At 39.7% G+C, this 26,523-nt stretch carries 24 protein-coding genes; 13 read left to right on the plus strand and 11 right to left on the minus strand.

Annotated elements, in window-relative coordinates; genetic code table 11:
- The first annotated feature begins 11 nt into the window (after positions 1–11).
- From CDOM16188_RS03660 to murI, 3 genes are read left to right on the plus strand one after another with little or no spacing between them, the layout of a single operon-like run.
- Positions 12–2,087 carry a TRAP transporter permease gene (locus CDOM16188_RS03660; protein ID WP_172199049.1) on the plus strand — a complete coding sequence of 692 codons (2,076 nt, stop codon included), beginning with the start codon at positions 12–14 and terminating at the stop codon, positions 2,085–2,087.
- 3 nt (positions 2,088–2,090) lie between these two features.
- Positions 2,091–2,993: a DMT family transporter gene (locus CDOM16188_RS03665; protein WP_172199052.1), complete on the plus strand. Its 903-nt coding sequence runs from the start codon at positions 2,091–2,093 to the stop codon at positions 2,991–2,993.
- The gene (murI, locus tag CDOM16188_RS03670; protein WP_172199055.1) at positions 2,993–3,775 is read left to right on the plus strand and encodes a glutamate racemase; all 783 of its coding nucleotides are present in this window, start codon (positions 2,993–2,995) and stop codon (positions 3,773–3,775) included. Before CDOM16188_RS03665 ends, murI begins: the two co-directional genes overlap by 1 nt.
- A 45-nt stretch (positions 3,776–3,820) precedes the next feature.
- Here murI and CDOM16188_RS03675 read toward each other — a convergent pair whose 3' ends face one another.
- The 4 genes from CDOM16188_RS03675 to CDOM16188_RS03690 all read right to left on the minus strand — a co-directional run bounded on the left by CDOM16188_RS03675 (position 3,821) and on the right by CDOM16188_RS03690 (position 7,824).
- The gene (locus CDOM16188_RS03675; RefSeq protein WP_172199058.1) at positions 3,821–4,321 is read right to left on the minus strand and encodes a tetratricopeptide repeat protein; all 501 of its coding nucleotides are present in this window, start codon (positions 4,319–4,321) and stop codon (positions 3,821–3,823) included.
- Positions 4,322–4,384: 63 nt separating this feature from the next.
- On the minus strand, positions 4,385–5,032 hold the full coding sequence (locus tag CDOM16188_RS03680; RefSeq protein WP_172199061.1) for a M48 family metallopeptidase: 648 nt from the start codon (positions 5,030–5,032) through the stop codon (positions 4,385–4,387).
- 18 nt (positions 5,033–5,050) lie between these two features.
- Entirely contained in the window at positions 5,051–6,388 is a 1,338-nt protein-coding gene (pgtP, locus tag CDOM16188_RS03685) for a phosphoglycerate transporter protein PgtP (protein ID WP_172199064.1), read from the minus strand.
- Between the two features lie 116 nt (positions 6,389–6,504).
- Positions 6,505–7,824, minus strand: coding sequence for an MATE family efflux transporter (locus tag CDOM16188_RS03690; RefSeq protein WP_172199067.1), 1,320 nt, complete (start codon positions 7,822–7,824; stop codon positions 6,505–6,507).
- 318 nt (positions 7,825–8,142) lie between these two features.
- Between CDOM16188_RS03690 and CDOM16188_RS03695 the strand changes: the two genes are divergently transcribed.
- Positions 8,143–9,456 carry a sodium-dependent transporter gene (locus CDOM16188_RS03695; RefSeq protein WP_172199070.1) on the plus strand — a complete coding sequence of 438 codons (1,314 nt, stop codon included), beginning with the start codon at positions 8,143–8,145 and terminating at the stop codon, positions 9,454–9,456.
- 8 nt (positions 9,457–9,464) lie between these two features.
- Entirely contained in the window at positions 9,465–11,402 is a 1,938-nt protein-coding gene (gene abc-f / locus CDOM16188_RS03700; protein ID WP_172199073.1) for a ribosomal protection-like ABC-F family protein, read from the plus strand.
- Positions 11,403–11,580: 178 nt separating this feature from the next.
- On the opposite strand, the gene CDOM16188_RS03705 is transcribed toward abc-f, so the two are convergent.
- From CDOM16188_RS03705 to CDOM16188_RS03725, 5 genes are all read right to left on the minus strand, one after another.
- Positions 11,581–12,540 carry an ArsA family ATPase gene (locus tag CDOM16188_RS03705; protein ID WP_172199076.1) on the minus strand — a complete coding sequence of 320 codons (960 nt, stop codon included), beginning with the start codon at positions 12,538–12,540 and terminating at the stop codon, positions 11,581–11,583.
- On the minus strand, positions 12,540–12,797 hold the full coding sequence (locus CDOM16188_RS03710; RefSeq protein WP_172199079.1) for a cory-CC-star protein: 258 nt from the start codon (positions 12,795–12,797) through the stop codon (positions 12,540–12,542). Before CDOM16188_RS03710 ends, CDOM16188_RS03705 begins: the two co-directional genes overlap by 1 nt.
- Positions 12,794–14,455, minus strand: a complete 1,662-nt coding sequence (locus tag CDOM16188_RS03715) for a carbon starvation protein A (protein WP_172199082.1) — start codon at positions 14,453–14,455, stop codon at positions 12,794–12,796. Before CDOM16188_RS03715 ends, CDOM16188_RS03710 begins: the two co-directional genes overlap by 4 nt.
- Before the next feature lie 234 nt (positions 14,456–14,689).
- A complete protein-coding gene (locus CDOM16188_RS03720; RefSeq protein ID WP_169973802.1) occupies positions 14,690–15,181 on the minus strand; it encodes an ankyrin repeat domain-containing protein in 492 nt (163 codons plus the stop codon).
- A gap of 3 nt (positions 15,182–15,184) precedes the next feature.
- Complete coding sequence (locus tag CDOM16188_RS03725) at positions 15,185–16,615, minus strand: catalase (RefSeq protein WP_172199085.1); 1,431 nt, start codon at positions 16,613–16,615, stop codon at positions 15,185–15,187.
- Positions 16,616–16,998: 383 nt separating this feature from the next.
- Between CDOM16188_RS03725 and CDOM16188_RS03730 the strand changes: the two genes are divergently transcribed.
- The 8 genes from CDOM16188_RS03730 to CDOM16188_RS03765 are packed head-to-tail and all read left to right on the plus strand — an operon-like array spanning position 16,999 to position 24,649.
- On the plus strand, positions 16,999–18,948 hold the full coding sequence (locus CDOM16188_RS03730) for a BCCT family transporter (RefSeq protein ID WP_172199088.1): 1,950 nt from the start codon (positions 16,999–17,001) through the stop codon (positions 18,946–18,948).
- A gap of 53 nt (positions 18,949–19,001) precedes the next feature.
- Complete coding sequence (locus tag CDOM16188_RS03735) at positions 19,002–20,375, plus strand: sodium-dependent transporter (RefSeq protein ID WP_172199091.1); 1,374 nt, start codon at positions 19,002–19,004, stop codon at positions 20,373–20,375.
- 55 nt (positions 20,376–20,430) lie between these two features.
- Complete coding sequence (locus tag CDOM16188_RS03740) at positions 20,431–21,636, plus strand: M48 family metallopeptidase (protein ID WP_172199094.1); 1,206 nt, start codon at positions 20,431–20,433, stop codon at positions 21,634–21,636.
- The gene (gene prmC / locus CDOM16188_RS03745) at positions 21,623–22,444 is read left to right on the plus strand and encodes a peptide chain release factor N(5)-glutamine methyltransferase (RefSeq protein WP_172199098.1); all 822 of its coding nucleotides are present in this window, start codon (positions 21,623–21,625) and stop codon (positions 22,442–22,444) included. Before CDOM16188_RS03740 ends, prmC begins: the two co-directional genes overlap by 14 nt.
- 9 nt (positions 22,445–22,453) lie before the next feature.
- Positions 22,454–22,924: a DUF4149 domain-containing protein gene (locus CDOM16188_RS03750; protein ID WP_172199101.1), complete on the plus strand. Its 471-nt coding sequence runs from the start codon at positions 22,454–22,456 to the stop codon at positions 22,922–22,924.
- Between the two features lie 9 nt (positions 22,925–22,933).
- Positions 22,934–23,716 carry a threonine/serine exporter ThrE family protein gene (locus CDOM16188_RS03755; RefSeq protein ID WP_172199104.1) on the plus strand — a complete coding sequence of 261 codons (783 nt, stop codon included), beginning with the start codon at positions 22,934–22,936 and terminating at the stop codon, positions 23,714–23,716.
- Positions 23,709–24,251 carry a threonine/serine exporter family protein gene (locus CDOM16188_RS03760; RefSeq protein WP_172199107.1) on the plus strand — a complete coding sequence of 181 codons (543 nt, stop codon included), beginning with the start codon at positions 23,709–23,711 and terminating at the stop codon, positions 24,249–24,251. Before CDOM16188_RS03755 ends, CDOM16188_RS03760 begins: the two co-directional genes overlap by 8 nt.
- The gene (locus CDOM16188_RS03765; protein ID WP_172199110.1) at positions 24,248–24,649 is read left to right on the plus strand and encodes a YbgC/FadM family acyl-CoA thioesterase; all 402 of its coding nucleotides are present in this window, start codon (positions 24,248–24,250) and stop codon (positions 24,647–24,649) included. Before CDOM16188_RS03760 ends, CDOM16188_RS03765 begins: the two co-directional genes overlap by 4 nt.
- Here the strand turns inward: CDOM16188_RS03765 and CDOM16188_RS03770 are convergent.
- A complete protein-coding gene (locus CDOM16188_RS03770; RefSeq protein WP_172199113.1) occupies positions 24,624–25,832 on the minus strand; it encodes a hypothetical protein in 1,209 nt (402 codons plus the stop codon). The genes CDOM16188_RS03765 and CDOM16188_RS03770 overlap by 26 nt on opposite strands.
- On the minus strand, positions 25,829–26,491 hold the full coding sequence (locus CDOM16188_RS03775; protein WP_172199116.1) for a uracil-DNA glycosylase: 663 nt from the start codon (positions 26,489–26,491) through the stop codon (positions 25,829–25,831). Before CDOM16188_RS03775 ends, CDOM16188_RS03770 begins: the two co-directional genes overlap by 4 nt.
- Positions 26,492–26,523 lie beyond the last annotated feature (32 nt).

Raw genomic sequence — 26,523 nt, forward strand, 5'->3', positions numbered from 1 at the left:
AAGGTAGGTGTATGGAAGTTGGAAATGTAGCGGCGCAAGAGAAAGAGGAATTTGTAGAGGTTAAGACAAGAGAGATAAACTCAAATTTTTATCTTTATCTAACAAGTATAATCTGCTTTGCGTGGTCGGTTTTCCAGCTTTACATAGCCTACTTCCCAATGAACACGACTATGTCGCGATCCGTTCACTTTGCATTTGCGATAGGGCTTGTGTTTTTGCTCTATCCGCTTAAATTTCATAAAAAGGCTCACACGAGCATGCCGATTTATGATATCGTCCTTTGCGTTGTGGGTGTTTTTGCGGCTCTTTATCCTTTTATAGAATTTTACTCTTTGGCTCAAAGACCGGGTGATTACACTAAAGTTGATATTGCGGTGTCGTGCATCGCCGTTTTGATACTGTTTGAAGCGGGCAGACGCGTGATAGGCCCTGCCTTAGGCATTATTGCCGCTATATTTTTAGCGTATGACTACTTTGGCCAGTACATGCCTGATATCATAGCTCATCAAGGTGCGAGTCTAAATAAGCTTGCAGGACATATGTATTTAACTACCGAGGGTGTATTTGGCGTGCCTCTTGGAGTTAGTGTTAGCTTTATCTATCTGTTTGTGTTGTTTGGTTCGTTGCTTGAAAGGGCTGGAGCGGGGCAGTATTTTATAAATTTGGCCTTTGCGATGCTTGGCAGATTTAGAGGAGGTCCTGCTAAGGCCTCGGTTATTGCTAGTGGGCTAACGGGAATGGTTTCAGGAAGCTCAACGGCAAACGTAGTAACGGTTGGAACATTTACCATACCTCTTATGAAAAAAGCTGGTCTAAGTAGCACTAAAGCAGGTGCTATCGAAGTTGCTGCTGGTGTAAACGGTCAGCTTATGCCGCCTATAATGGGTGCGGCAGCATTTATTATAGCCGAATTTTTGGGCATGAGCTATACTAATGTAATGATAGCTGCGGTAATTCCTGCGTTTGTCTGCTATATGTCTCTGTTTTTTATTGTGCATTTGGAGGCTTGTAAGCTTGGGCTTAAAGGCATGCAGCACGATAAGAATTTCTCAAGATTTAAAATTTTTGTAAGCGGAATTCACTATCTGATTCCGATTCTGGTTTTGCTTTATACTCTTTTGATAGCAAAAGAATCACCTATCTCCGCTGCTTTTAACGCTATTAACGTATTATTTTTGATAATAATATTTCAAGAGCCTATTAGAAAATTGGCATTTAAAGAAAAAGTTAATAAAAACGACTTTATTATCGGCTTTGCCGATATCTTTTGGGCGATGGTCGGTGCAGCTAGAAACATGACTACAATCGCGATAGCAACGGGTTTAGCCGGTATCATCGTAGGCTCTATCTCGCTTACGGGCGTTGGACAAGTGCTGTCTGAAGTAGTCGAGACGCTAGCCGGAAACAACATCGTGCTTATACTGTTTTTAACGGCGATCATGTCACTCATCCTTGGCATGGGACTTCCGACTACGGCTAATTATATCGTGGTAAGCTCGCTTGTAGCTCCCGTAATTTTATTTTTAGCTTATAAAAACGGCTTTTTGATACCTGCGATTGCGGTGCATCTATTTGTGTTTTACTTTGGAATTTTAGCAGACGATACCCCACCTGTCGGAATCGCCGCTTACGCTGCTGCAGGAATTGCCAAAGCAAATCCCGTAACTGTCGGTGTTCAGGGATTTTTTTATGATCTAAGAACGACTATTTTGCCGTTTTCATTTGTGTTTAATAACAAACTTCTTCTTATCGAGAGCGTAAATCCTGCTTCTCCAAGCGACGCCAAAGGCATAGTTTGGATAACAAATCCGGCAGAGATACTTCTCATATTTTCAACCGCACTTATAGGCATGTTTGCTTTTGCGTCCGCACTTCAAGGTTATTTTGTTACTCGCGTTCAAATTTGGGAGCGAGCCTTGCTTATGCTGGTTGTGCCGTTAACATTAGTGCCAAATATGTGCGCCAAATATATTCCGTTTATAGCAAACGAATATATCTCTTATGCTATTGGAGCGGGGATTTATTTTGCTCTTTTTACGTATCAGTGGATAAAGAATAAAAGCGAGAAAAGGGCGCTTGCGATATAGACTATGCTTAAGGCCTATGCGTCTTTAATAGGCGCTACTTTTATCGTTGGATTTTCGTTTGCGTTTGTAAAAATTTCACTTGATAGTGCAAGCGTATTTGAAAGCCTTGCGCATAGATTTAGCATAGCTTTTCTTGCTGTTTTGATATTGCTTAAATTTGGCATTATCAGTGCTAAATTTAGCTTGCAGGATTTAAAGCAAGTGGCGTTTATTGCGGCTTTATATCCAAGCTCGTTTTTTGCTTTTCAGGCTTTTGGACTAGTTCATACAAGCTCGCTTATGGCGGGAGTTTTGCATGCCTGTACACCTATCATGACGATGATTTTTGCGCAAATTTTTATCAAAGAGCGAACAAATTTACTTCAAAAGCTTTTTATCTTGATATCTGTTTTTGGCGTAGTTTATATACTTATAATGTCTGGAAATTTAAGTGCAAATTCAAGCTTTTTAGGCAACTTCTTGATCCTGCTTTCAGTGGTTGCCATCTCACTTTATAATGTTTTCACAAGGAAAATTTTAGCCAAATTTGAGATATCAAAGCTTGTTGTTATAATGGTTTTTATCGGATTTGTCTTTTTTAACGGTTTAAATTTGATCGATTTTATTTCAAGTGGACGTGATCTGAAGCTTTATTTTGCACCGTTTTTGGAAGTTAAATTTAGCTTTGCGATAGCATTTTTAGCCATCTTTAGCTCCGTGTGCACATCCTTTTTATTTGGCTACGCACTAAAACATCTTGAAGCTTTTAAAGTCGGCATCTTTAGCAACCTTTCGACTTTGATAACCATCATCGCGGGAGTCGTTTTACTAGATGAAAAATTTGAAATTTATCATTTTATAGGGACAATTTTGATAATCTTAGGCGTTTTAGGTCTTAACTTATCAAATTTAAACAGGAAACAATAGTGAAGATAGCTATTTTTGACTCGGGACTTGGCGGACTTAGCGTGCTAAATGAAGCGCTAAAAAAGCTGCCAAACGAGCAGTTTTTATACTATGCCGATAAAGACAATGTCCCTTACGGTCTAAAATCAAACGAGGAAATTTTAAAATTTACGACCAAAGCGGTAAAATTTATGCAAGAGCAGGGTGCAAAGGCTATCGTTATCGCTTGCAATACGGCTACAAGTGTCGCCATAAAAGAGCTTCGATCGAATTTTAACCTACCTATCATCGGCATGGAGCCCGCCGTAAAAAAGGCCGTTGATACATGCAAAAAAGCAAGAACTCTTGTCATTGCCACGCCAGTTACCGTTAAAGGAAATAAGCTAAAAGAGCTGATAGCTCGCGTTGATAGCGATCATCTTATAGATCTAGTTGCGCTTGCAAAGTTGGTTGAGTTTGCCGAAAATGAGGAGTTTAACTCGCCTAGAGTGAAGGAGTATTTACAAAGCGAGCTTTTGGAATTTGATCTGTCGCTTTACTCGTCATTGGTGCTTGGCTGCACGCATTTTAATTATTTTAAAGATAGCTTGCGTGAAATTTTACCAAGCCATATAAGGCTACTTGACGGCAACGAAGGCACCGTAAATAAACTTAAATTTGAGCTTGAAAGACTAAATTTGCTTGAAAGATCGCCTGCAAATGTGGAGTATTTTTATTCAGGTAGAGCAGTAAAAGAAAGTGCCGAGCTGGATAAGATAAATAGGTATCTAGATCGCCTTGATAAGATGCTTTTCATAGAGTGAATTTGCAAATTTAAATTTCATCCCCGAAGCGTTTTGGCGCTAAATTTAAAGCTTGTTTGATCTTTCAAGATCGCTAGCCCACTCACATCCCAGCTTATCGCCGACCTTGCATGATTTATCAAAAAACTCTTTTGCTTTTTTGAAATTTGAGCGTTCAAGATATGCAGAGCCGACCGTACTGCAAGCATAGCCTTGGCCAAGTTCGCAAGCTTTAGTAAAGAGCTCTTCCGCTTTTTTGGAGTCAGCCTTAACCGTTTCGCCAAGCTCATACATCCCACCTGCTTGCGAGCAGCCTTCGCCAGATCCTGCTTTGCAACCTTTGATATATAGTTCAAGCGCCTTTTTAGGGTCTTTGTTTACAAATTTGCCGACTTGATACATGGTGCCTAATTTTGAACACGCATCAGCATTTTTATTTTTGCAAGCGGTGCTAAATTTTTCAAATGCCGTTTTAAATTCAGCATTTTGATAGGCTTTTAATCCATCTTCAAAATCCCCGCTCATCGCAACCATGACCGCAGCAGATAGCATTAATATCTTTTTCATTTGATCTCCTAAAATTTGAGACATTTTATCATAATAAAAATTATACTATGCTAATATAGCAGATTATATAACGGCTTTGTTTAGGCGCTTTTCGCGTTCTTTGAAATCGCTCATTAAAGAGCCGATATACTCATAAAAGCTCTTTTGATGATGCGGGTATATGAGATGAGTTAGTTCGTGAAGTATGACGTATTCGATTAGACCCAGCTCTTTTTCGATGAGGTTTAGATTTAGGTTAATGTAGCCTTTGTGATAGTTACAGCTTCCCCAGCGTGTTTGCATTTTTCGTATCACTACGCGGTTTATTTTGCGGTTTATGATAGGGGCAAATTTATCGATAAATCCGCTAAAAATACGCTTTGCTTCGCTTTTTTTAAACTCCTCAAGCCTCTTTAAATTTGCAGCTAAAATTTGATTATCCGATATCAAAACGGAGTTTAAATTTTCATCAAATTTTATCTTGTAAATTTTACCAAGCAGGCAAAACTCATCATCTTTTGGCAAATTTGCAGAAATTTTCTCATGTGTTTTAGTAAGCCAATCTTTGTGAACGTTTAGGAAATTTATGGCTGTTTTTTGCGTAGTATAAAACGGCAAAGAGCAAGAAATTTTGCCTTGCTTATTTATCTTAAGCCTTATATTTCTTGCTCTTTTTGTAAATTTTAAAAATACTTTAAAATCTAAAAAATCAATTACTCTCTCTTTTGTCATTTTATGCTAAAGAGCGTATCAGTCAAGCTGTCTTGATGTCTTGTGGAACAAGGTTAGGGCGATAAACATGAACGCCAAAACACAAGAGGCGATTAGTGCGTAAAATCCACCGTCCCATCCAAACACATCTACCAGTTTACCCATTACATATCCCGCACTTGCCGAGCCTAGCAAATATCCAAATAGTCCCGTTAGTCCTGTCGCAGTGCCCGTTGCCACTCTAGGCACAAGATCGGCAGCCTGAAGTCCTATCATCATAACAGGTCCGTATATTAAAAATCCGATCGCAACCAAACAGAGGTTATCTACTAAAGGATTACCGGCAGGGTTTTTCCAGTAAACCACTATAGCGATTAAAACACCTACTAAAAAGAGCAGCATAGGCGGTGCGCGGTGGCCTTTGAAAACCTTGTCGCTTAGATATCCGCTGGCAAGCATACCGAAAATTCCTGCGTATTCGTAGAGGAAATACGCCCAGCTTTGCTTATCTACGGTAAAATGCTTAACTTCTTTTAAGTATGTAGGCGCCCAGTCTATGATGCCGTATCTAACGAAATAAACAAATATATTTGCTATTGTGATAGCCCACAAAAATTTGTTATTGATGATATATTTATAAAAGATATCTTTTGAGCTTAGAGTGTGGGCTGATTCTACTTTTTGGATGTGTTTTTCGCCTTTATACTCTTCAACAGGCGGTAAGCCTACGGATTCAGGAGTGTCTCGCATAAGATAAAACATCACGAAGGCTAAGACTATGGCGATTAATGCAGGCAGGTAAAATAGCGATTGCCAAACGCCAAAAATGGAAAGTCCAAGTATAGCAAGAGGTCCTATAAGTCCGCCTCCTAAGTTGTGAGAGACGTTCCACCAGCTCCACCATACTCCGCGCTCGGATGTGGAAAACCAGTTTGTCATGCTCTTTGCACCGGGAGGATAACCCATGCCTTGAAACCAGCCGTTAAGTGCGCCAAGAATTATCATAGTTCCTATAGATGAAAGCACTCCCGGAACTAAGCCAAATATAAGACTCACTATTGCCGAACAGATAAGACCTGTCGCCATAAAATACTTGGGGTTGCTTCTATCCGAGATATTTCCCATGATAAATTTACTAAAGCCGTAAGCCATAGACAGCGCCACACCGACTTTACCTAAATCAGCCTTGCTAAAGCCGTATTCGTCGATAAGATAAGGAATTGCTAGAGAGAAGTTTTTGCGGATGAGGTAGTATGCCGCATAACCTATAAATACACCGGCAAAAATTTGCCAACGAAGTTTTTTATACTCCGCATCAACGCGAGAAGGCTCTACTTTTTGCGTTGATGGAGGAGAAGCCTTTAGAAAAGAAAACATATTTCTCCTTGTTAAGTAGTAAATTTAAATAAAAACACGCCATTTTATCACAAGGTAACTTTAAAATTTGCTTTATTGTATAAATTTAAGATTTGATTAATATATTTAACTTGACCTTACACAAGCCGTTTTGACTGCCATTTTCTACTCTTCCATCGCCAAGTATTTACAAGACCTCTTAACCACTCATCAGCTACAAATCCGATCCAAACTCCGATAATTCCCATGCCTTGAACTATGCCAAGATAGTATCCAAGCGGCAAGCTAACGCCCCACATAAAAATAAGCCCAGTTATAAGCGGAAATTTAGCGTCTCCTGCGGCACGAAGCGAATTTACTATGACGATGTTAAAGGTTCGTCCCGTCTCAAGAACGATAGAAAGCGCAAACAAAGGCATCATGATCTCTTTTAGCTCGGCTGTCAAATTTAGCCTATCCATGATGATCTCTTTGCCAAAGTATGCGGCTAAAACCACGATAGTAGTGGCTATAAAGCCAAGCTTAAGCGCGTAAAACGTCCTTTTGTAAGCGTCATCAAACCGCATAGCGCCTACTAAATGCCCTACGATGATCTCGTTTGCTACGCTTATACTAGCTCCGCAAAGCAAGATCAAAAGTGTGATCTGAAAGTATATGGTCTGCACGCTTAGACTTGCTTCACCCATGCTTGCCACAAAGCCAAAAGCGACCATGTATTGCGCCATCCAGAGTAAATTTTCTCCCGCGCTTGGAAGCCCGACGGATAAAATTTTGCTTAAAATTTTAAACGGCAGGCTAACTAGCATTTTTATATAAATTCTAACTTTAGCCGTGCGAGAAAGGATGATAAAAAGCACTATAAGCGCAACTAGCCTTCCGACGAGAGTTGATACGCCAACTCCGTATAATCCGTAGTTTGGAAGCCCAAACCAACCAAAAAGAGCTATCGCGTTGCCAAGAAGCGTAATGACGTTCATTAAAACGGAGACAAGCATAACCTGAAATGCGAAGTTATAGACTCTGATAACCGCTGCAAGCACCATCCCGACTCCGTCAAAAAATAGCGCTATGCCAAGAACGTGTAGGTAGTTAAAGCTCTCGTCTATCAAATTTTCAGGCACTTGTAAAAGCTCTAAGACCTCATGCCCGTAAAAGTAGATAAATATCGCTGCCGTGATGCCAAAAATCGTGTTAAAAGTGATGCTTGCGTGTATAACCCTGATGGCTAAATTTTTGTTTTTTGCGCCCAAGGCTTGAGCGACTACGACCGAGCAACCAACGCTTAAAAAGCTAAAAATCGTCATAAAAAGATCCATGACTTGATTGCCCGCACCCATTGCGCCCACTAGGTGAATGCTTACTTTTGTCACCATATATGTGTTTATGATTAGGGTTATGAAGTGTAAAAACATATCCAAAAATATAGGAATCGTAAGCTTTCTAAGCGAGAGGTTCATAAATTTCTCTTTTGTATAGGGGGTTAAATTTAAGGGCTAATTATATCAAATCATCTGCGCTAATTATGCTTAAATTCTTGCTGTTAAGTTAATTTAAGCCTTTAAATTTTAAAGCTACAAAGCGATGTTTGTAAATTTGAATTTTGATTTAACCAATAAGAAATGAAATTTGCAAATTTCATTAAACTGCCATTTTAAACTTTGTGTGCAACAAAGCTAAACATTATCTCTCATTTATGCCTAAAATAGGCTTTTTATAATATTTTTATTAGCTTACTTAAGTATAATCTTTGCAAATTTAAATTTAACGGGTACGAAATGGAAAAGAGAAATTTCACTTCAAGATGGGCCTTTATCATCGCTTCTGTAGGCTCTGCTATAGGCATGGCAAACGTCTGGGGGTTTCCTTACAAAGTAGGGACAAACGGTGGAGGCGCATTTTTGCTTATATATCTGTTTTTTATCGCGATATTTTCATATGTGGGACTTTCGGCCGAATACGCTATCGGCAGGCGAGCTAAAACAGGCACTCTTGGCTCTTACGAGTATGCTTTTAGCACGCGCGGACTTGATAAGATAGGCAAAATCGTAGGTTGGATACCGCTGGCAGGATCCATGTGTATAGCCATAGGCTATGCCGTCATCATCGCTTATATCCTAAAGGCGCTTACTCAAGCTATCACGGGCTCTTTAATGAGCGTTGATACAAATACTTGGTTTGAGTCTTTTGCCTTGAGTGATTATTCAGTTATTCCTTTTCACTTTATAGTGGTTGCGGGCACGCTCTTTACCCTTCTTTTTGGCGCAAAGAGCATAGAAAAGACAAATAAAATAATGATGCCTCTGTTTTTCGTGCTGTTTTTTATACTTGCTATTAGGGTTGCTATGCTTGACGGGGCTTTTGAAGGATATAAATTTATCTTTAGAGGAGGCTGGGATAAGTTAAGCGAGCCTATGGTTTGGGTAGCTGCGATGGGGCAGGCGTTCTTCTCACTTTCTATCACGGGATCCGGCATGATAGTTTATGGAGCTTATCTATCTAAAAAAGAAGATATTGTAGATTCTGCTAAGAAGACGGCTTTTTTTGATACTCTTGCGGCGATGACGGCTGCGCTTGTAATGATACCTGCGGTGTTTGCTTACTCTATGGATCCGGCTGCCGGTCCCGGGCTGCTTTTTGTAACTTTGCCTAAAATTTTACAAGATATGCCCGGCGGGCAAATTTTTGCGATTATTTTATTTACGGCGGTGATATTTGGCGGTATAACGTCTTTACAAAACATGTTTGAGGCTGTTGCCGAATCGATAATGCACAAATTTCCAAACATAAAACGCGTGCCTATGCTGATTATCTTGTGTGTGGTTTGCTTTGGCATAGGCGTAAACATGGAAGCCATTAGCAAATGGGGTCCTTGGATGGATTTCGTATCTATCTATATCATCCCTATCGGTGCGGTCATAGGCGCTATATCTTGGTTTTGGATTATCAAAAAAGAAGAGATAATGGACGAGATAAATACAGGTGCGGCTAAAGCTCAAGGTGCGCTTTGGTATAACATAGGAAGATATATCTATGTGCCGATGGCTCTTACGCTTTGCATAATTGCACTTAGCATGCAACACTCGTTTTAAGGGTTAAAGTGGCGTTAGTCGATCTTATCGAAGTTAGTAAGAAATTTGGCGCTAATGAAATTTTAAATCAGATAAATTTCAGTATAAACGAGCGTGAGATCATAGCCGTCATAGGCAAAAACGGAAGCGGCAAGAGCACTCTTATGAAGCTTGTGGCAGGAAGCTATGAGCCTGATACGGGAAGGCGCGTAGTACAAAACGGCATAAAGGTCGAGATGCTCGCGCAAAATCCTAAATTTGATGAAGGTATAAGCGTCAAGGAGGCTTTAAATTTAGAGCTTAAAGAGATATTTGACGCTAGAAGCGAGTATGCCGCAGTCCTTGAAAAGCTCGCAAATGATCCAAACGATAAAGAGCTTCACGCTAGACAAGATGAGCTTATAAAATTTATAGAAGCGAAAGACGGCTGGCAGATTGAGCGAAAGATAGAGCAAGTTTTGATCGAATTTAAGCTAAAAGAGTATGAAAATAGGGCGGTTTCTAGCCTTAGCGGTGGTGAAATTCGCCGCGTAGCACTAGGCGCTTTAATCCTTAAAAAGCCCGATGTACTCTTACTTGATGAGCCGACAAACCACCTTGACGTATATATGGTGCGCTTTTTAGAACAGATGCTTAAAAGCTCAAAGCAAACCATCGTATTTATAAGCCATGATCGATATTTTATCGATGCTTTGGCGACTAGAAGCGTTGAGGTTGAGGAGGGCAAGCTTCGAAGTTTTGACGGCGGATATGCTAACTACTTGGCTAAAAAAGAGGAAATTTTACTCTCTTTAGCCAAATCTCACGAGACATTGCTAAAACAGCTTAAAAGCGAAGAAGAGTGGCTAAGACGAGGAGTTAAAGCTCGCCTTAAGCGCAACGAGGGCCGCAAAGAGCGCGTTATGCAGATGCGTGAAGAAGCCAAGAAAAATCCCGGTGTTATCAGACGAGTAAGACTTGAGCTTGAGCGTGCGAGTAAAAATTTCAACCAAACCCACTCGACAAATCGCAAAAAAATGCTTTTTGAGATTAAAAATTTAAGCAAAAATATCGGCGGTAAAATTTTATTTGAAAAATTTGACGCGCGGGTATTGCAAGGAGAGCGTATCGCTATAGTAGGGCGAAACGGAAGCGGCAAGAGTACCTTGCTAAAAATTTTGTTGGGACTTGATAAGCCAAGCGGCGGCGAGATCAAGCGTGGCGATGTGAGAATAGGGTATTTTGATCAGGCAAGAAGCGCGTTAAGCGACGAAAAAAGCCTTATAGAGGTATTTTGTCCAAACGGCGGAGATAGGGTGCAGGTGCGCGGACGAAATATGCACGTGTACGGATATCTTAAAAATTTCCTCTTTCCAAAGGAGTTTTTGGATAAGCCAATCGGCGTGTTAAGCGGAGGAGAAAAAAACCGCGTTGCGCTTGCTTTGCTTTTTGCTGGTGAATACGATGTGCTTGTGCTTGATGAGCCGACAAACGACCTTGATATAGCAACTATTAATATTTTAGAAGATTATCTGCAAAGCTTTGAAGGTGCTATCTTGCTTGTTAGCCACGATAGGTATTTTGTGGATAAAATTTCATCTAAACTTTGGGCTTTTGAAGGTGCTAAAATCGAAGTGGTTCATCAGGATTATAGTGTTTATCTTGAGCTTGAAGATGAGTTAAAAGAGCTTGATAAATTTGAAGCCGAGATTAGCAAAGATAGCGAAAATTCGGCCGAAAAACAAAAGAATAAGAGTAGAAAATTAAGCTATAAAGAAAATCAAATTTTACAAAATCATCCGGATAAAATCACTGCTTTAGAGGCTCAAATTTCAAAGCTAAATGATGGACTTGGCAATCCTGAAGTTTATCAAAAAATAGGACTAACTAAGCTTTATGAAGAGCTTGAAGCCGCTAAACAAGAGCTTGAAATTTTAGAAAATGAGTATTTTGAAGTTTTAGAAATCGCTGAAAATTTGGATAGTTAAAAAAGAAATCTAAGCGATACTAGAAATTTAAAAGAAGTAGCTATTGCACTATCTTTTGCGTAACAAAACTATAAAGTCTTTTATATTTGTGGTGTCAAATTTAAGATATAGCTTTTATTTGCGTGTGATATGTTGAAGTCGTGCTTACTACTACATATTACTAAGCTTCAAATTTTGCTTAAAGCCTATCTTCAAATTTTAAATTCGCAAGTTTATCCACGCCTCTTAAATCCTCTTTGCTCAGCATGACGTAAAATTTCTTTGTGTTTGGTAGGGCGCTATGAAATTTAACCAAAATTTCATCTTGCTTTTTGATCTGAGCTTGCCAAAAGCTATCGGTTTGAGCTTGCGGGATGATTTGATTTATAAAAATTCCTCCGACTTTTATGCCGAATTTCTCTAAAGTTTCGTTTGCGCGCAGAGTTTCAAAAAGAGGTAGAGCCTGAGGTATCATAACTAGATAAATCGAAGTTAGGCTAGGATCTTTTAGCGTTTGGTTTGCTTCATTAAAGAGTTTTTTACGCTCATCAAGACGCTTTAAAGCTTGCTGCCATCTTAGCTCTTTGCTTGGTGCGAACGGATTGTGCTCGTAGTTTTCTTTCTTTTGCCAAAAGACTTTAGCGGCGTCGGCTACTTTTTCGCGATCCTTTTGGTGTCTCATAAGCCCTTCGCTCCAAGCCGACATAATGCTAGGCATGGATAAAAGCCTGATTGTATGTCCCGTAGGAGCGGTATCAAATACGATATGATCGTAATCTTTTCTGTCAGTAATAAGCTTGCATACTTTTTCAAGAAGTGCGGCTTCCTGAGCTCCCGGAGTGTCTTTGGATAGCTCTAAATGCTGCTTTATCTTAGCAAACATCTCCGGCTTTGAGTAGGTCTTTAGCGTCTCTTCGATGTTTTTGAAGTGTTCGTTTGTGATAAGGGTTGGATCAAGCTCAAGAGCGTCTAAATTTGCGCTTGCATTTTTTATCTTGTGACTTAGCTTTACGTCAAGCGCATCGGCTAGACTGTGAGCCGGATCGGTTGATATGATTAGTGTTTTTTTGCCGCTTGCAGCTAGCTTGGAAGCTATCGAGGCGGAGATGGTAGTTTTACCGACTCCACCTTTTCCTCCTATAAATAAAATAGGCGTCATCAGCAACACCCAAAGTGCTCAATCGGGGAGCTTTGCATACCCATACGCTTATGCCATGCGTGAAATTCCTCAAGCAAAAACGGTAAAGTTTCTATGGTATAAAACGAAACGGGGTTTTCTATGCCGAGACTTTCTGCAAAAACCATCAACATAAAAAAATCATTTTCTTCTTGATAGCTCTTCGTTAGAGCGCTTCTATAAGGGGCGTTGTAGTATTCGCTAAGCCCCTCTAAAAACGCCTTTATCTGCTCTTTCATTTGCTTTTAAATTCTTTTTTAAGTACCGAAAAGCTTTCTAGGCAGACTAAGATCGTAGCGCCTAAAATGATACAATCAAGCGTGATAAGCAGCCAGTTGCTCTTGTTGTAAAAATCCACAAGCTGAAGCAGTAAACCTACAAAAGTAACCGAAAGTAAGAAAACAAGCGGTATAAGAGTGTATCTGATAGCGCCTTTTTGTCTTAGTATCATAACGGTAATTATAAGCAGGGAAAGACCCGCCATAAGCTGGTTTGTGGTGCCAAATAACGGCCATATGATCATGCCTCCCTTGCCGTCAATACCGCCTGCGCCAAATGCTAAAAGCAAGCATGAGCCTACCGCGAAAAGAGTAGCAACTTTGCCGTTTTTTAAGAAATTTAAGTTATAAACTTCACCCCACTCTTGAAAGATGTATCTTTGAAGTCTTACGCCCGTATCCATAGTAGTTCCTGCAAATAAAGCCGCCATAACCGTTAGCATAGTTGCTGAAATTTCAGGGCTTAGTCCGATACCTTGACTCAAAATTCTTCCGCCGCCATCGATAAATGCTCCTATGCCGCCCTTGCCAAATGAGCTATATACGCCTTCCCATTCAGCCAAGCTTGCAAAGCCAGCAGTTGCCGCAAGTATAGCCGCAAGCGCTAGCAGACCCTCTCCGATAGCTCCGAAGTATCCCACAAATCTAACATCCGTTTCGTTTTTAACCTGTTTCGCAGTAGTTCCTGTAGAAACCAGCCCGTGAAAGCCAGATATCGCACCGCAAGCTATGGTTACAAAAAGAAGCGGAAATAGCGACGGAGTGCCGGCAGGGACGTTTGAGTTAAATGCAGGAGCTACGATATCCGGAGAAACTACTAAAAATGAGAAATAAAGCGCTCCAAGACCGATGAATAGCTGAAGCCCGTTGATATAGTCTCTTGGCTGAAGAAGCATCCAAACAGGCAAAGTTGAAGCTATGGCTGCATAGATAAATAAAATAACTATCCAAGCGGCATTGGCATCAAGCCCAAGAACTTTATCGGGTAGAGCCACAGGAACGCTAGGTCCGATAAATATCAGAGCATAAAGCGCAATTACGCCAATGAGTGATACGATAGGAAGGTTGAATTTAAATTTATAAATAGCCTGTCCGATAAAAAACGCAACCACAAGCGCGCCCCAAACAGGAACGACGGATGAAGGAGTTTTTATCATCATTCCTGCTATAACCACGGCAAATACTGCATTTACCATAAGCAAAAGCAAGAATATAACCACCATCATAAGGCTTCTTGCGCGTTTGCTTAGAATTTGCCCTGATATGGTGCCTATAGAGTAGCCTTTGTTACGCACACTTGCCCAAATTGTGCTCATATCATGCACGCCCGCAAAAAATATCGTGCCCAAGATAACCCACAAAAACGCAGGCAACCAACCCCAAATAACCGCGATCGCAGGACCTACGATAGGAGCAGCGCCTGCAACAGATGTGAAGTGATGTCCCCAAAGGACGAATTTGTTTGTCGGGACATAATCAACACCGTCTTCAAATTCTTGCGAAGGGGTTTTGAAATTCGGATCAAGCTTTAAGATCTTTTGAGCGATAAATTTTGAATAGATAAAAAATCCGATCGCAAAAGCGCTTAAGCCAACAAAGAGTAAAACCAAAGAATTCATCTTGTATCCTTAATTTTGGCATATTTAAAAATTATATTTAAAAAGGCTTAAAGGTTGCTGTTTGGATTATAAATTTAATAATATTTATATTTTTTATATGTTTTAATGTTTCAAAATGAGACTAATTTATTAAATTTTTAGTTTAGATAATGTGAATTTTGGGGTGTAAATTTATATAAATAGCCATATTGAGCAAAGATTCAAGAGAGCCGAAGCTCTCTTGAAAGGAGGATATCATGAAGCTTTTTTGCCAAAAATAGAGAGCAAATTTGAGCCTATTTTTGCTATTAGGCTTGGTTTTTTATTTACGCTTAGCAGGTATTTTGCCACTTCGCTTCTACCAAACATCACGGCAAAAGTGTGAGGCGTAGCTCCCATGCCGTTGTTTGCGTTTATGTCCGCACCCGCTTCAACTAGAGCCTTTACCACATCTAAGTATCCCTTAAATGCAGCTCCCGCAAGGGGAGTTTGCCCTCTGTCGTTTCTTTCATCTACCAGTGCGCCGTTTGCTATTAGCATTTTTACGGTATTTATGGAGTTATTATAGCTTGCGAGCATTAAGAGCGTATCGCCTTTAGCGGATTTTAAATTCACACTAAGTCCCGCTTTTATCATCTTTTCAAGCTCGCTCGCTTCGTCTTTTCTTGCAAAATCAAGCGCCATGAGGCAAAGTTCGTTATACCTCGCCTCTTCTTCTTTGCTAATCTCTAAATTTCTATCACTCATAACTTATTTCTTAAGTGCAGCTTTAACGCCTGCTGCATAAGCCGGTGAAATTTTCTCAAAATGTCCAAGTGCGCGCTCAACTATGAAGTCGCTTACTCCGCACATACTCTCTGCTATGTTGTTAAATAGCTGAGATTTTTGAGAGTCGTTCATTAGGTTAAACAGATCTCTTGGCTGGCTGTAGTAATCGCTATCTTCGGCTCTATGATCGTGTCTTTGCATTACTCCTTCAAGAGCGATGTCAGGCTCTAGGAAGTCTTTGTTTTCTTTAGCACCGCCAAAGCTGTTTGGCTCGTAGTAAGCCTTGTCTTCGATCTCGTACATACCGTTATTCATAGCGCCGCCAACTGTATAAGTGCCTATCTCGTTTATAGGTTGATTAACTTTAAGCTGTGCGTAGTGAGTTCCGATTCTGTATCTTTGAGCGTCAGGATAGCTGAAAATTCTAGCTTGAAGCATCTTATCAGGGCTAAAGCTGATGCCAGGAACTATGTTTGATGGACTAAATGCCGCTTGCTCAACTTCGTTGAAGTAGTTTTTAGGGTTTTCATTTAGAGTCATAACGCCTACTTCAATCAGTGGAAAATCTTTATGAGACCATGTTTTTGTTAAGTCAAACGGGCTGAAAGGTAGCTTTTTAGCTTGCTCGTCAGTCATTATCTGGATCTTGAAATCCCAGCTTGGGAAATTGCCTTTTTCTATATTTTCATATAAGTCTCTTTGGTGGCTCTCTCTATCGTTTGCAACGATATCAGCCGCTTCTTTATTGGTTAAATTTTTAATTCCTTGGCGTGATTTGAAGTGGAATTTCACCCAAAATCTCTCGCCGTCTTTGTTGATTAGGCTATAAGTATGGCTTCCAAATCCGTGCATGGTTCTGTAGCTTGCAGGAATTCCTCTATCGCTCATTAGGATCGTTACTTGGTGAAGTGTTTCAGGGCTTAAGCTCCAAAAATCCCATGCTGCTTCGTTTGAGCGTAGGTGTGTGCGAGGATCTCTCTTTTGAGAGTGGATGAAATCAGGGAATTTGTAAGCATCTCTTAAGAAAAATACAGGAGTGTTGTTTCCTACTAAGTCCCAGTTGCCTTCTTTTGTATAAAATTTAATTGCAAATCCTCTTACGTCGCGCTCTGCATCCGCAGCTCCTGCTTCGCCTGCAACTGTTGAAAAGCGTAAAAATAGCTTTGTCTTTTCACCTTTTTGAAGAACTTTAGCCTTTGTATATTTAGATATGTCGTTAGTTATCTCAAGTACGCCGTATGCGCCGCTACCTTTAGCGTGAACCGTTCTTTCAGGGATTCTCTCTCTGTTTTGGTGAGCAAGTTTTTCGATTAGTTGATAATCTTGCATCATAACGCCGCCACGAGCACCTGCCGTTAGCGAGTTTTGGTTGTCGGCGATTGGATTGCCTGAAGTAGTTGTTAGTTGTCTCATAATTTTTTCCTTTTAATAAAATTTATTATTTCGGAATTATACTTATTTAAAATAAAATATTTCTTAAATAATAAAAAATATTGATTAGAATTTTAAAAATTTCAAATTTTACAAATCTCAGGATTGAAATTTAAAGCAATTGAATGTAATTTATATCCCAAAAACAGCGTCTAAAAGCAAAAATTGGAAATTTATACAAATTCAAATTTGTATCGCTTCTAAAAATACTTTATAAAACTTTCTATCAAAATTTAGAAAAATGAAATTTGGCTCTTACTTTCCCTAAATTTAAGGATTTAATACGCTTTACATTTATAATTTATTTGACTTATTTACAAAATTCAAGTAAGTTAAAAGCAAGCTTAAAATAAACAAGGATATTTATGACCTTTATAAAAAACTCGAAATTTAACACATCCGTATTTTATCCATCCGTATTTATCATATTTATGATTGCTATTTTTTCTGTTGTTTTTCCTGAGAGATCAAGCGAATTTTTTAAATCCGTGCAAGATTCCATCACTATCAAATTTGGTTGGTTTTATGTGCTTGCTATCGCCATTATCGTGCTTTGTGTTATTATGCTGGGATTTAGCAAATTTGGAGATATAAAGCTGGGAGCCGATCACTCAAAGCCCGAATATGCGAATTTATCTTGGTTTGGCATGCTGTTTGCCGCGGGTATGGGTATAGGGCTTGTGTTTTTTGGCGTGAGCGAACCGCTTATGCACTATCTTAACCCGCCCGTCGGAGAGCCTAAAAGCATGGAGGCTGCCAAGCTTGCTATGAATATCACTTTCTTTCACTGGGGTGTGGGTGCTTGGGCTACTTATGCCATCGTCGCACTGATACTTGCATTTTTTGCGTATAGACACAATCTGCCTCTTACTCTTAGATCGGCTTTTTATCCGTTTATAGGCGAGCGAATTTACGGCAAGATCGGAGATGTGATAGACGTTTTTGCAGTGGTTGCGACACTTTTTGGGGTGGCGACTTCTCTTGGATATGGAGTCGTGCAGGTAAATGCCGGGCTTACTCACGTATTCGGAGCTCCTAGTATGCATATAACTTTGCTTGTAGTGTTATGTCTGCTGGCTACAGTTTCAGCCGCAAGCGGAGTGGATAAGGGCATAAAAATTCTTTCAAATTCAAACATCATCATGGCTATTATATTTATGCTTTTTATATTGTTTTTAGGAAATACCACCGATCTTCTTCAAAGGCTCGTGCAAAACAGCGGTAACTACGTATCCACGCTTATCTCAAATACCTTTAACCTCTACGCTTATCAAAAAGCAAACAGCTCTTGGCTTGGCGGTTGGACGCTTCTTTACTGGGCATGGTGGCTCTCTTGGTCGCCTTTTGTAGGGCTTTTTATCGCTAGAATTTCAAAAGGTAGAACGATAAGAGAGTTTGTCGTGGGCGCGCTTTTGGTGCCTACGGGATTTACCTTTATGTGGATGACTTTCTTTGGAAATAGCGCTATAACTCTTGTTCAAAACGGATTTAGTGAGCTCGCCGAAGCTGCAAATTCAAACACTGCATCGGCTCTTTTTATGTTTTTGGATAGCTTTAAATTTTCAAGTCTGCTCGGCACTATAGCCGTGATTATGATCGCGATATTTTTCATTACTTCGGCTGACTCTGCGGCTATGATTATGAATATGCTTTGCTCAAACGGCAAGGACAAAACTCCTCTTTGGCAGAAAATTTTCTGGGGAGCGGCGATTGGCGTTGTATCTTGCTTTCTTATGCTTGGTGGAGGACTAGCTTCGCTTCAAGCTATGACGATAGCTTCGGCACTTCCTTTTACAATTGCGCTTTTGGTAGCTATTTACGGGCTTTTTCAGGCTCTTAGAGTAGATCTTATAAAAAAACAAAGTAGAAATTTAGCCAACATGCCCGTTTCTGAGATGTCTAAAACTTGGCAAGAGAGGTTAAAAACGATCATATCGCTACCAAATAAGAAAAACGCGGACAAATTTATAAGCGAGGTTATCGAAAAAGTCTTTGAAGAAGTTAGGGTCGAATTTGAACAAAACGGGCTGAAAGCTAAAATTTCAAAAGACGAAAAGCGAAATTTTATAAATTTGGTCGTAGGGCTTGGCGATGAGATGGACTTTAGCTACGGAGTAAAGCTGGTTAGAATGGAAAGCCCTGATTACACCAGAGCTCTTGAAGGAGATGATTTGTATTACAGAGCCGAAGTGTTTTTAAAAGAAGGCGGACAAGACTATGATATACTCGGCTGGAGCGAGGCTACTATCATAAACGACATCGTCGAGCAGTACCGCAAACACATGCAGTTTTTGCATACCATTAGAGGCGTGTAGGCTTAAATTTAAGTAAATTTTTATATAATCACCCTTTTTTTGAAGGATGATTTATGAAAAGAGGATCTTGGAGTTCAAGACTTACTTATATACTTGCTATTGCGGGCGCTACGGTCGGTTTTGGCGCGACTTGGCGGTTTCCTTATCTGGTCGGTCAAAACGGAGGCGGGGCGTATGTGCTTACCTTTTGTATAGCTATGATCGTCATAGGAATTCCGATGATCTTAGTTGAAAACGCTATCGGAAGGCGCCTTAAAGTAAATGTCATAGACTCTTTTAGCGGTGTTGCAAACGGTAAAAAGATAGCCAAAATTTGGCGAGTAGCAGGTTACATGAGCTTGGCGGGAGCCTTTGGGATAATGGCTTATTATATGGTTATAGGCGGCTGGGTGCTAAATTATATAGCGCAAATTTTATTTGGGTCGCTTGATCTTGCAAAAGTTGTTGATTTTGCCACGACAAGTGCGTTTTATGAGCAAAATATCGTAAATAATCCTTTTGCAGTCGGCTTTGCTACCTTGGTTTTTGTTATGGTAAATTACATCATCTTAACTCAAGGCGCGGTTGAAGGGATCGAAAAGGCGGCTAAGTATCTCATGCCGATACTCTTTTTGCTTATGATTACAATGGTGGTTAAAAACATAACTCTTGAAGGAGCTATGGAAGGGATTAAATTTTATCTCACGCCTGATTTTTCAAAGATCAGCATGAAGCTTTTTATAGATGTTCTTGGGCAGGTGTTTTTCGCGCTTTCGCTTGGATTTGGTGTGATGATAACGCTTTCTAGTTTTGTTAAAAAGGACGAGGCGCTGGTTAAAATTTCGGTCATAACTGGAATTTTAAACACCGTTATAGCCGTGCTTGCGGGATTTATGATATTTCCTTCGCTTTTTAGCTTCGGAGTAACGCCTGATAGCGGGCCAAGCCTTGTGTTTAAAAGCCTTCCGATAGTATTTTCGCACATGCCGTTTGGAGGCGTTTTTGCGGTTACGTTTTTTACATTGCTTATGATAGCGGCTCTTACTACTTCGCTTCCTATTTATGAAGTGCTTATAACCACACTTCAAGAAAAGATGAAAATAGATCGCAAAAAAGCGATTTTGATAGTGCTAGCGGCTATTTTTGTGCTTGGAAATTTACCTTCTTTAATGGCTACGAATTTGCTAAGCGAAGTAAAAATTTTCGGTAAAAATATCTTTGACGCTTATGACGCCATAAGTGCGACGATATTTTTCGTGCTTACGTCTTTACTTTGTGCGATATTTGTCGGCTGGGTTTTAAAGGATGAGGCGAAGGCTGAAATTTTACAAGGAAGCGAAAATCACAAAAAGATAATCAACTTATGGTTTTTGTATGTAAAATATATAATTCCGTTTGTGATTTTGATCGTTTTTGCAAGCAGTTTTTACGACAATTTTTTGAAATGATTTACTAAATTTTGATAGTATTTTGCAAAATTTATAATTTATAATAAGGAAATAGATGTTTAATCTTTTAATAACTATATTTTTTATATACACTTTAGTTAAAATTTATCTGGCGTTTTTGCAGATAAATTTTATAGCTAAAGAGAGTAGGGCTAAAGCCGTCGTGCTGAGCGAGGAAGAGTATAAAAGTGCGGCTAAAATAGCTATCGCAAACCAAAAATTTCAGATAGCAAGCCTTGTTTATCATTTGGGTATATTTATGATTTGGGCGTTTTGGGGGCTTAAATTTTTAGCAGATATCACGCTTAAAGGCGGCTCTGTAAGCGAAAATATCATCTTTGTGATGAGCTTTATAATCATATCCTCCATTCTTGAGTTGCCGTTTGGCATATATGAAACCTTTGTCAAGGATAAAAAGCACGGATTTTCAAACACGACTCCAAAAATTTTTATAATGGATACCCTAAAAGCTCTTGCCTTAACTCTTGTTTTTGGCTCGCTTTTTGTCTGGCTTATCTTGCTTTGTATCGATTTTTTGGGCGAGCTTTGGTGGTTATGGGCTTTTTCTCTTAGCTTTGTGATAGTTTTAATGATAAATTTGATCTATCCGACTATAATCGCACCTCTTTTTAATAAGATGCAACCGCTTGAAGAAGGTGAGCTTAAAAGCTCTATAGAAGGACTGCTTGATAGTTGTGGATTTAAAAGTAGCGGTGTATTTAGTATGGACGCAAGCAAGCGAGATAACAGGCTAAATGCTTACTTTGGCGGACTTGGAGCGACAAAGCGCGTGGTGCTTTTTGACACGCTTATAAAAAAGCTTAGCCTAGATGAGATAATCGCCGTTTTGGGTCATGAATTAGGACACTTTAAGCATAAGGATCTATTTAAGATGATAGCTCTTAGCGCCGTGATGCTACTTGCGATGTTTGCTCTGTTTGGAAACATTCCCGCGTCTGCATATAACGCGCTTGGGCTTGAGAAAGAGGGCGGAGCGATAATTGTATTTATGCTTCTTTTCTCGCCGATTTTTAGCTTCGTTTTTAGCCCGGTTATCTCGGCAGTAAGCAGAAAGAACGAGTTTGGCGCGGATAAATTCGGTGCAAGCGTAAAGAGTAAAGATGACATGATAAGTGCGCTTAAGAAGCTGGCTAGCGAAAATAGGGCTTTTCCTAAGACGCATCCTGCTTATGCCTTTATCTATCACTCGCATCCTAGCCTTTATGAGCGTATAAATGAGCTAAAAAATGAGAATAGATGAGGCGCTAAAAGAGGCGAGCGCTCAAATTTCATCTTTATGTGAAAACCCCGTAAGAGTTGCTAAAATTTTGCTTATGCATCATCTTGGCGTGAGCATAGAGTGGGTGTTTTTAAATTTAAGCAAAGAGCTTGAAGGTAAGGATGAGTATTTCGCCCTTATTGATAGGTTTTCCTCTTGCGAGCCGCTTGAGTATATAACGGGTAAAGCAGGCTTTTACGGACTTGAATTTTTAGTTGAAAATGGAGTTTTAATTCCTCGTCCCGAGACTGAAATTTTGGTTGAAAAATCGCTTGAAATTTTACGCGAATTTAATGCTCCAAAAGTTTGCGAGATAGGCGTTGGAAGCGGGATTGTAAGTGTTTGTTTGGCACTTAATTCAAACGCCTTGATAACGGCAACCGATATAAGCGAAAAAGCTTTAAAGCTAGCGCATAAAAATGCCGTTAAATTCGGTGTAGAAAAGCGCATCAATTTTATTCATTGCGCCTATATGGACGAGGCTTGTGGCGAATTTGATCTAGTCGTTTCAAATCCGCCTTATATAGCAGACGGCTATGAGCTTAGCAAATTCGTGCTAAATGAGCCGCATGAGGCGCTATTTGGCGGTAAAAACGGCGATGAAATTTTAAAAAACATCATCTTGCAAGCAAGAAATCGTAATGTAAAAAATCTCGTTTGCGAGATGGGTTACAATCAAAAAGAAAGTATGGCAAAAGCCCTTGAGATAAACCGATTTGAGGCTAAATTTTATAAGGATTTGGCGGGTTTTGACAGGGGATTTGTCGCCAAATTTAAATATCAAATTTAAAGGAAAAATATGAAAGGTTTATATCTTTTGCTTTTAGCGGCTCTAATCGGCATAGAAATCTCAATAGGAGCTTTTATCGCGCCTACGCTTTTTTATCCGCAGAGTATCATAGGAGATGGTGTTTTGACACATTTTCAAAGCGGACTTTTGATGACAAATATATTTGTAAAATTTAATTACGTTTTAATCGCAGTTGCGATTTTGGCACTTGTTTACGAGCTTTTTATGCTTAGAAGCGATGTTAAGTTTGCTCTAAAATTCAGCTCTTTTATGCTCGCGCTTATAAATTTTGCTCTGGCTGCATCTTTTGTCTTTTATTTTACCCCTTACGTGCTAAACGCGCAGGCTTTGGGTGAAGCGGGAACTACGACGCCTGAGTTTTTTCAGATGCATAAGGCAAGCGAGCTTGTGATGAAAGTGATGATGGTCGCTCAGCTTTTGCTCTTTTTTATCAAATTTCCACGTGCAAAAGAGGCTTAAGGTAAATTTATGCAAGAAAAGCCCGATATCCAAGAGGTGACTGATTTTTTGATCGACTACGCGGCAAAGATGCTAAGTATCGGCACTTATACCGCTCGCATAGATCGCTGCGTAAGCAGGATCGCGCACGCTTACGGATACGACGTGAGCCTTACTATATTTGTAAAGCACTTTACTATAAGCGTGATGGATCCAAATGATAATTCGATCCGCCGAACATACGTAAAATCAAGCGCTACAATGCCTATCAGCTTTAACCTTATATCCGAGCTGAGTGCTCTTAGCTGGCAAATTTATGACGAGCAAATTTCGCTTAAAAGAGCAAGAAGCTTTTTTAATGAGATCATAAGCCACACTAAGCGAAATTTCGGCGTATCTCTTATTTTGATGAGTTTTGCAAATTCGGCTTTCTGCAAGCTCTTTGGCGGGGATATAGGCTCGATGGCAAGTGTTTTTGTTGCTACTTTTATCGGATTTTATCTAAGACATCTGTTTAGTAAATTTGGCATAAATTTAAAAATTCAATACATAATAGTCTCTTTTATCTCGTCTTTTATCGCTTATCTTGGAGTTTATCTTGGAGTTTCAAATACGCCTGATGTGGCGATTGGATCAAGTATTTTGTTTTTAATGCCGGGCGTTTTACTTATAAATTCGGTCTTTGACATACTTAATGAAAACACGCTCGTTGGCATTAGTAGAGGGCTAAACACCGGACTTTTGATAATCTGTATCGCAATAGGCGTTTATATGACGATTGCCATTTCAAATATAGAGCTTTTAAATGTTTGATCTTATTGTTTTAACTCTTACGGATGCGTTTTTTGCGGCGATTGCCGGGCTTGGCTTTGCTTATGCAAGCTCTCCTCCGAAACGCACTTTGATCTACTCCGCAGCACTTGCCGCACTTGCTCATGCAAGTAGGTTTATGATGCTAAAGAGCGAAATTTTTTCTATCTCGATCGCTACTCTTTTTGCATCTTTTTTGGTTGGAATTTTAGGGATATTTTTTGCACGCAAACTAAAAGTGCCTGCCGAGATCATAGCTTTTCCCGCGCTTTTGCCGATGGTGCTGGGAATTTACGCTTACAAGAGTATTTTGGCTCTGTTTTCTTTTACTAATAGCAGTGAAGTTTCTCAAAAGATCACTTACCTAATGCTCTTTTTTGATAATGCGCTAACCACCGTTGCAGTTTCTCTTGCGCTTGGAGTGGGCGTTTCTGTGACGCTTTTAATATTTTATGAGCAATCTTTAATGGTAACGCGTGGCGCAAGGTGTGATCTCAATGCAAAGCAAGAGAAGAATAATTTTAAGGAATGTATATGAAATTTAGAATTTACTACGAAGATACGGACGCTGCGGGGATAGTATATCACGCTAACTATATCAAATTTTGCGAAAGAGCAAGGAGCGAGGCGTTTTTTAACTCCGATTTAGAGCCTTTTAGTAAGGATGGCTACTTCGTAGTAAGTGAAATTCACGCTAAATTTAAAAAGCCCGCGACACTTGGTGATATGATTGAGGTTAGAAGCAAAGCCGTGCAGGTTAAAAAAGTCTCTGTAGCTATAAATCAGCAAATTTATAAGGTCGGAAATTTAAAGAGCGAGTGCGAGCCTGAACTGCTCTTTGAAGCCGATGTGACGGTAGCTTTTATGAACGAAAAGGGCATGGCGAAGATGAGCGAGCAGATGCTTGAGTTTATCTCGTCGCGTCTGCTTGAATAAAGCTTGATTCGCCTGCTTTTAAAATTTTTGTATTGTAAATCACTTGAGAATTTTCTATTCGCTCGCTAAATAGCTTTTGTGCGTTTTGATTTAAGTAGGCGGTGTAGATGTAGTCCATACCTACGCTTGTGGAGTAGCCGACCCAGTTAAAGTTGATATCTTGGCTTAAAATTTCATTGTTAGAATCAAGCGCCATATCGATATTCGAGAGTGAATTTGCGATATACATATTTGCTCTGTCTTCAGGCTGTGTTAGTTTAAATATATTTGGCGTATAGTTTATCTGAGTGCTAAGAAGAGCTGCGCTTTTTACGTCATATAGCCTAAGTTGCGAGCTTAACATGGATGCTTTTACGATAGGTACGTTTAAAAATATAGTAGCTTCGGCCAATCTTGAATTGCCGCTTAAAAAGCCTTTAAAATCGGTCTGATTTCCTGCGATAATATTTTCGTAAGCAAGCCCTCCGCCAAGCTCGTCACTATATCTATTTAGACTATTTCCAAGCGCGCTTCCGTCAGAAAATGCAGCAAGTTTGCCGTTTGAAAACTCAAGGAGTTTTGCTATCTGGTCTTTGTAATCAATGCCTCCAAAGATCAAATTCGCCCTTAAATTTTCCACGCTTGAAATATGTAGAGTAGGCACGTAAGCAAGCATCGAGGAGTCTAAAACGCTGTTTAGATAATTGGCTCCCACGGCGGTAAAAGGAGCTATCAGATAGCTTATGTTTTCGCTTTTTGCTTTTGCTATGGCTGAGTCAATAGCTCCGGAAGATTCGTTGCCGATGTTGTAAAATTTGACGTCTATATTTGCGTTTTGCCTTATTGTGTAAGCAATTACGGAGTTTGCAACGATACCGGCATAGCTTTTTATACTGTTTTCGGGCACTATGATTGCTATTTTAAATTCGGCATCGGCACTTGGGATAAACATCGGCTCGTTAAAGCCAGCTCCTCCTGTTATCGAGTTAAAAGCTTCGATAACTTCGATGTTCTGACTTCTTTCATATCTTGCTAAAAAGCTGTGAAGCAGACCGTTTTTTACAAGTTCGAGCAAGCAGGTGTCATTGCACTTAAAAGGCTCTAAATTTATATAAATTTCATGAGCGGGCGGGATGTCCGAGAGCTTTTGACTCTTTGCAAAAAATAGCGTAGGCACAAGCAATGTCAGTAATAATTTTTTCATAATAGCCCTTTAATGTTTTTTAAGTCTTGTATCAAAGCCTGCTCTTTGCTCGGATTTTTAAGCACCCATGCAGGCGAGTAGGTGGCAAGCAAATTTGAGCTTTTGAATTTCAAAAGATTGCCTCTGATTGATTCAAAGCTCTGTTTTTGCTCGCTTTCGTTGATTAAATTTAAAAATACGTTTTCGCCAAGAGCTACTATCACTTTTGGCGATATTATGTCTATTTGCGACAGCAGATATGGCTTACAAAGCTCGTAGTTTATTAGGCTGGGAGCTAAATTTGAAGGCGTTTTGCACTTTATCATGCTGGTTACGTAAAACTCATCTTTGCTAAGCCCTAAATTTTGCTTAACAAGCGTGCAAAATTTATCTCCCGCACTTCCTTCAAGATATCTCCCGCTCATATCCTCGCTTACGCTTGGAGTATCGGTTATGAACATAACTTTTGAGTTGAGATCGCCACTGCCTGTTAAAGCGTGATTTCTGCTCTTGCAAAGCTCGCAGAGGTTGCAATTTTTTATCTGGTTTTCAAGCTCGGTTATATCGGTTGAAACGTCGCTATAAATTTGCGAGCCAAAGGACGGGTTTATGTATCTATACCCAAAAGCTCTTAGATAGCAAAGCTGTCTTAAAATTTCGTTTTTATCGGCGTAAATCATTGCAAGATATTATCAAAGTATGAGTTAAAACT

Source organism: Campylobacter sp. RM16188 (assembly GCF_012978795.1).
Lineage (GTDB): Bacteria > Campylobacterota > Campylobacteria > Campylobacterales > Campylobacteraceae > Campylobacter_A > Campylobacter_A canis.

Bases quoted from the DNA above. Each gene is read 5' to 3' on its own strand.
- CDOM16188_RS03660 (WP_172199049.1), top strand. From the start codon at position 12: ATGGAAGTTGGAAATGTAGCGGCGCAAGAGAAAGAGGAATTTGTAGAG.
- CDOM16188_RS03665 (WP_172199052.1), top strand. From the start codon at position 2,091: ATGCTTAAGGCCTATGCGTCTTTAATAGGCGCTACTTTTATCGTTGGA.
- CDOM16188_RS03675 (WP_172199058.1), bottom strand. From the start codon at position 4,321: ATGAAAAAGATATTAATGCTATCTGCTGCGGTCATGGTTGCGATGAGC.
- CDOM16188_RS03680 (WP_172199061.1), bottom strand. From the start codon at position 5,032: ATGACAAAAGAGAGAGTAATTGATTTTTTAGATTTTAAAGTATTTTTA.
- pgtP (WP_172199064.1), bottom strand. From the start codon at position 6,388: ATGTTTTCTTTTCTAAAGGCTTCTCCTCCATCAACGCAAAAAGTAGAG.
- CDOM16188_RS03690 (WP_172199067.1), bottom strand. From the start codon at position 7,824: ATGAACCTCTCGCTTAGAAAGCTTACGATTCCTATATTTTTGGATATG.
- CDOM16188_RS03695 (WP_172199070.1), top strand. From the start codon at position 8,143: ATGGAAAAGAGAAATTTCACTTCAAGATGGGCCTTTATCATCGCTTCT.
- CDOM16188_RS03705 (WP_172199076.1), bottom strand. From the start codon at position 12,540: ATGACGCCTATTTTATTTATAGGAGGAAAAGGTGGAGTCGGTAAAACT.
- CDOM16188_RS03710 (WP_172199079.1), bottom strand. From the start codon at position 12,797: ATGAAAGAGCAGATAAAGGCGTTTTTAGAGGGGCTTAGCGAATACTAC.
- CDOM16188_RS03715 (WP_172199082.1), bottom strand. From the start codon at position 14,455: ATGAATTCTTTGGTTTTACTCTTTGTTGGCTTAAGCGCTTTTGCGATC.
- CDOM16188_RS03720 (WP_169973802.1), bottom strand. From the start codon at position 15,181: ATGAGTGATAGAAATTTAGAGATTAGCAAAGAAGAAGAGGCGAGGTAT.
- CDOM16188_RS03725 (WP_172199085.1), bottom strand. From the start codon at position 16,615: ATGAGACAACTAACAACTACTTCAGGCAATCCAATCGCCGACAACCAA.
- CDOM16188_RS03730 (WP_172199088.1), top strand. From the start codon at position 16,999: ATGACCTTTATAAAAAACTCGAAATTTAACACATCCGTATTTTATCCA.
- CDOM16188_RS03735 (WP_172199091.1), top strand. From the start codon at position 19,002: ATGAAAAGAGGATCTTGGAGTTCAAGACTTACTTATATACTTGCTATT.
- CDOM16188_RS03740 (WP_172199094.1), top strand. From the start codon at position 20,431: ATGTTTAATCTTTTAATAACTATATTTTTTATATACACTTTAGTTAAA.
- prmC (WP_172199098.1), top strand. From the start codon at position 21,623: ATGAGAATAGATGAGGCGCTAAAAGAGGCGAGCGCTCAAATTTCATCT.
- CDOM16188_RS03750 (WP_172199101.1), top strand. From the start codon at position 22,454: ATGAAAGGTTTATATCTTTTGCTTTTAGCGGCTCTAATCGGCATAGAA.
- CDOM16188_RS03755 (WP_172199104.1), top strand. From the start codon at position 22,934: ATGCAAGAAAAGCCCGATATCCAAGAGGTGACTGATTTTTTGATCGAC.
- CDOM16188_RS03760 (WP_172199107.1), top strand. From the start codon at position 23,709: ATGTTTGATCTTATTGTTTTAACTCTTACGGATGCGTTTTTTGCGGCG.
- CDOM16188_RS03765 (WP_172199110.1), top strand. From the start codon at position 24,248: ATGAAATTTAGAATTTACTACGAAGATACGGACGCTGCGGGGATAGTA.
- CDOM16188_RS03770 (WP_172199113.1), bottom strand. From the start codon at position 25,832: ATGAAAAAATTATTACTGACATTGCTTGTGCCTACGCTATTTTTTGCA.
- CDOM16188_RS03775 (WP_172199116.1), bottom strand. From the start codon at position 26,491: ATGATTTACGCCGATAAAAACGAAATTTTAAGACAGCTTTGCTATCTA.